We start from the raw sequence: 4,786 nt of genomic DNA, 5'->3' as shown, positions 1-4,786 counted from the left end.
GGCGAGTGGCTGGGGTCCACATCGCTCGCTCCAAGATGGCCTGAACAACCCCTTGGAATCACGAGTGCCCCAGTCGCTCAACCCTTTCGGGACGGGCTCTGAAAAACCGATGCCCTTCCATTCCTGGCGCAAATCGGAAAATTCGGACGCTGTCGTACGAAAATCCGTACTGGAAGAAAGAGATTTTGCACGATTAACAATGCTTCTCTTGGCACTTCTATTTCTTTCTAACTCTTGGTTCCGCTTCTCGCGCGCGGCATCACGCCGTTCGTAGAACTCCTTCTGCGCCGCTTGGAATTGATTCCAAAGATCGTCCTCGGATTCCCTTCCTGAGAAACCTGCGGCTTTCCATTCCTCGCGGAGATCAGCAAATTCGGCGCTTCCAGATTTGAAGTCATTTGTTCGCGAGACAGAGCGAGCCCGGGAGACAATCCCCTGTTTCGTGGAGCGGCTTTTCTCCATCTCACGCTCACGCCGCTCCTTTGCTTCCTCGCGCCGATCAAAGAATTTCTGACGAGCGCTTTGGAAATCGGCCCACAGTTCGTCATTGTTGTCTTTCCCTGCGGAACCGATTGATTTCCATTCCTGCATCAGCTCGTGCATTTCTGCAGAGCCCGATTTGAAATCAGTGGTGCCCGAAATTGACTCGGCGCGAGAAACGAGCCGCTGCTTTGCATACCTATTATTTTCACGTTCGCGCTCGCGATCCATGAATTCTTCGTATTCGCGTTCTTTCCGTGCCTCGTATTCTTCTCGGGTCTCTTTCATATCCCACCCAAATGCTCTATAGATTTCTCTTCGCTTAGGCTCAGGCACCAGTTTTCTGTCCCCAATATGGCGGGAATTCCGACATACTGACAAGATCAGGATGCAGGTCAGCACTCTAGTTGCCACGCATGTCGCGCGGGATGTTGAGAAATCAAGGCAACGGTCAGCTGTAATGCGCTTCACGTTCCAGCGTCCCGATCTCGGCAACGCGCTAGCTGAAACCGAGAAGGATATCGAGCGCGCGGTCTCATCGGGGATGCGCGACGCTGCCGATGGCCTGAAGCAGGATCTCCGCGAGGATTTCGTCGCGGCCGGGCTCGGTGAACGGCTGTCGCGGACACGGCGGGGAAAGACCTTCCCCGAGGTGGGCGAGAGCGCCGAAGCCGCAGCCTCTGTCTGGTCGCGCGCGCCGAACATCATCGATTCCTTTGACCGTGGTGTGGTGATCCGCTCGGCGCGTGGCCTGTTCCTGGCGATCCCGACCGCCGCTGCCGGCAAGAGCGGACGGAGCGCCACGGGTTCACGCGAAGGGATCACGCCGGAAGGCTGGCAGCGGCGAACCGGCCTGAAGCTTCGGTTCGTTTATCGCCGTGGCCGTCCTCAGTCATGGCGGCGCTCCGTTGTCGTGCCCCATTGCGGGGATGACAAACTCTCGTAATCCCCGCTCTCCACACCGCCCTTAATCTGCCCCCACCTCGTCCCCGAGGGGCAGCCATCCGGAAGGCAAGCCGTTGGTGGGGATGAGCGCGGCGCCTGCGGGCGGGTTTGCACCCCGCACTCGGGAGGCTTCGGGGCACCGCCCTGGGGGTACTACGGCCCCTGTGCGAGGAGCTCGCTGGAACGGTTGCTGGCATCACGCCTTCGTCCCATGCCGGACGGCGCGACAACCCGATGAGGGGAACTGGCGCCCGAGGGCTCGCGGCGGAGGCTGGCCTTCGACCCGATAAGCGCGGCCCGGAGACGAAAAACGCCGACAAGCGGAGCGCCACGGGGCGTGCGGATGGTGGCTCAATCCATCCGCGCCGCATCCTGGCTCAACGGATGCAGATTTCTACCCACGCGCCTCGTTGTTGACGCCTGCGTGCGAGCGCGGGCGGGGATTTCGGCTGGGATGAAAGCCCGGTTGAGACTAGGCCGGGTCGCGCGTCGGCTGCCGCGGGAAGCCCGCCGGGCCGGCGGGGGGCGCGATGTCGATCTCGAAGCGGCAGACGGGCCCGCCGTCGCCCGAAACCTCGGCATGGCGAACGCTGGCGCTGCGGCTGACCAGCGACCGGAACAGGCATTCGAAGACGCCGCCATGCCAGGCGCCGCCCGGCATGGCGAGCGGGTTGCGTGCGATGGTGACGAGGCAGGGCGGGCCCGAGGCGGTGCGGCACCTGCCCGAGCCCGCGAAGGTCCAGGCGTGCCTGGCGATGGCCCGCAGCAGCAGCGGCGCGGCGAGGCGGGGCGGGAGGGTCCGCAGGAGCAGCCGTGCGAGCGGCGGGATGCGGTGGGCCAGGACATAGGCGCCGGTCCGGCGGCCGGCCTCATGGGCGATGGCGGCGGCGCTGGCAGCCGGCATTTCGCGCCAGAGCGTCGCGAAGAGGCGGGCGGCGATCGCCTCGTCGATCATGTCGGTGGGGGGCGATCGCAGCAGGCGGGCGTACCCGGCCCGGCCGAAGACATGCTCGGCCAGGCCGGGGGCGTCGGGTGCCGCCCGCAGCGCCTCGGCGAGCTGGATCACGGCATTGGGGCCGACGAGCCCGGCTTCCCCCCGCGCATCGACCGCCGAGGCGAAGGCCAGGCCGGCGCTCAGCATGGCGACGGCGCCGCGCCGGCGGGCCTCGGCGTGGCATCGGGCAGGGGCGGCTGCTCATCGAGCTGGGCGGTGCTGCCGCCGCAGGCGACCAGAGGCTGACGCGATTCGCGCCGGGCACGGGCCTGCGAGGCGCGGTCGGCGGCGGCCTCCCAGTCGTCCATCTGGGCCGGGGCGATCCTGCGCGTGCGATCGAAGTTGAAGTTCACTTTCTCCTTCGATTGCGGGCCCCAGTAGCCGGCCTTGCCGAGGTCGTAGAAGGTCCGCGCAAAGCCGGCCTTGAGGAAGGCCTTGAGACAGCCGAGCAGATAACGCCGTCGGAAGCCGGTGCCGCGCCACGGATAATGGAACAGGGCCTTGCGGGAATAGAAGCGGCGGTAGTTCTTCATCACGCCGTTGAGCAGTTCGCCGCGCGTCATCGCCTCGGGCGCCATGATCGGCGTGACGAAGTTGTATTTCGAGAAGTCGAAAATCTCGACCTTCTCCTTCAGCTCCTGGAACAGGGGCGTGAAGGGCCAGGGCGTGTACATGGCCCAGTTGGCGAGGTCGGGTTGCCAGTCCCAGGCCATCTGGAAGGTTTCTTCCAGCGTCTCCGGCGTTTCGTTGTCGAGGCCGACGATGAACTGCGCCTCGGTGAAGATGTCGGCCTCGCGCAGGAGGCGGATCGCTTCCTTGTTCTCCTCGACCTTGGTCTCCTTGTTGAACTGGTCGAGCTTCAGCTGGGCCGCGGCTTCCGTGCCGAGGCTGACATGGACGAGGCCGGCCTTGCGGTAGAAGGAGAGGAGATCGCGGTCGCGGTAGATGTCGGTGACGCGGGTGTTGATGCCCCATTTGACCTTGTCGGGCAGGCCGCGCCGGATCAGTTCTTCGCAGAACTGGATGAATTTCTTGCGGTTGATCGTCGGTTCCTCGTCGGCGAGGATGAAGAAGCCGACCTGCTGCTCGTTGACGAGCTTCTCGATCTCGTCGACGACCTTGACCGGATTGCGCACGCGATAGTCGCGCCAGAATTTCCATTGCGAGCAGAAGGAGCAGGTGAAGGGACAACCGCGCGCCATGTTGGGGATTGCGACGCGGACCCCGAGCGGCACATAGATGTATTTCGACCATTCGAGCAGCGACCAGTCCGGATTGATCGCATCGAGCTCCTTGACCGTGGCGGCGGCCGCCGTGGCGACGATCCGCTCGCCATCCCGGAAGGCGAGGCCCTTGATCTGAGCCCGTCCCGCCGGCCACTGGCCCGCCGCGACCGTCCGGATCAGGTCGCGGAAGATCTCCTCGCCCTCGCCGCGGACGATGACGTCGACCCAGGGTGCTTCGGAAAGGACCTGCTTGTACATGAAGGTGGCGTGGATGCCGCCGAGCACCCGGACGGCATGGGGCACCACCTCCGAGGCGATCTTCAGCACCTCCTCAGCCTTGTAGATCGAGGGCGTGATCGCGGTGGTACCGACGACGTCGGGCTGGAGTTCGGCCAGGCGGGCCCGCAACGCCTCATCGCTGAGATGGTTGGTCATCGCATCGATGAAGGCGATGTCGTCGAAGCCGGCGTCTCTCAGATGGCCGGACAGATAGGCGACCCAGGCGGGTGGCCAGTTTCCGGCGATCTCGGCGCCGCCGGAATGGTAGTTCGGATGAACCAGGACGATCCGCATCTGCCCCTCCAGCGACTGCATCAAATAATTGACACACTCGCTGTCCGAGAATTTTGACGCATATCAAAATCGGGATGCGGGCGACCGAGCGACGCCGTGGCGGGGAACGCGCGGTGGCGGCAGCCTCTCGTTCCGTAGCGAGGGAAGCTGCCCTCCGGTCAGAACTCGTCCCAGCCGGACGCGTGCGCGTTGACGGCCTTCTTCATCGGAGGCGGTGCCGGGCGCGCGGAAGGCGCAGACGGCCGGGCGGAACGCGGCCCGGCAAAGGCGGCCTGGACCTGGCGCTGCAGCGCCCCGGCGGTGCCGGCCGCGGCCGTGCCGCCTGCCTCAGTGCGGTAGCCCGCGACGAGGCCGTTGAGCTGGGCGATGCGGTCGGCCAGGGCGTTGGCCGAGGCGGCGCTTTCCTCGGCGAGGGCGGCGTTGGACTGGGTCATCTCGTCGAGATGGGCGACGGTCTGGCTCATCTCATCGATTCCGTTCGCCTGTTCCCCGCCGGCCGCGGAGATGTCGGCGATGGTCGCCGCCACCTTGCGCGAGGCCTCGAGGATCGCGGTCAGTGAGTCGCCGG

The 4,786-nt window shown here is 65.2% G+C and carries 4 protein-coding genes and 1 pseudogene; 1 reads left to right on the top strand and 4 read right to left on the bottom strand.

The genetic code is table 11. The features are described 5' to 3' along the window. The coding region (locus tag ACFPN9_RS26815; protein ID WP_377817926.1) for a DUF349 domain-containing protein at window positions 1-768 on the bottom strand (768 nt) is incomplete at its 3' end. A gap of 100 nt (window positions 769-868) precedes the next feature. Between ACFPN9_RS26815 and ACFPN9_RS26810 the strand changes: the two genes are divergently transcribed. Next, window positions 869-1,426 carry a DUF6441 family protein gene (locus ACFPN9_RS26810; protein WP_377817925.1) on the top strand — a complete coding sequence of 186 codons (558 nt, stop codon included), beginning with the start codon at window positions 869-871 and terminating at the stop codon, window positions 1,424-1,426. A 471-nt stretch (window positions 1,427-1,897) separates the two neighbouring features. Here ACFPN9_RS26810 and bchJ read toward each other — a convergent pair whose 3' ends face one another. The 3 genes and pseudogenes from bchJ to ACFPN9_RS26795 form a co-directional block, all read right to left on the bottom strand. Further along, complete coding sequence (bchJ, locus tag ACFPN9_RS26805; protein ID WP_067253604.1) at window positions 1,898-2,566, bottom strand: bacteriochlorophyll 4-vinyl reductase; 669 nt, start codon at window positions 2,564-2,566, stop codon at window positions 1,898-1,900. Then, window positions 2,560-4,218: a magnesium-protoporphyrin IX monomethyl ester anaerobic oxidative cyclase gene (bchE, locus tag ACFPN9_RS26800; protein WP_067253607.1), complete on the bottom strand. Its 1,659-nt coding sequence runs from the start codon at window positions 4,216-4,218 to the stop codon at window positions 2,560-2,562. The genes bchJ and bchE overlap by 7 nt, the downstream gene beginning before the upstream one ends. A gap of 158 nt (window positions 4,219-4,376) precedes the next feature. After that, window positions 4,377-4,786 (bottom strand): annotated as a pseudogene (locus tag ACFPN9_RS26795) (hypothetical protein); the annotation flags it as partial.

The sequence above is a fragment of the Allobosea massiliensis genome, assembly GCF_042655245.1.
Lineage (GTDB): Bacteria > Pseudomonadota > Alphaproteobacteria > Rhizobiales > Beijerinckiaceae > Allobosea > Allobosea massiliensis.
Note: the sequence above shows the minus strand (reverse complement) of the source record. Positions and strands in the feature narration are given on the sequence as shown.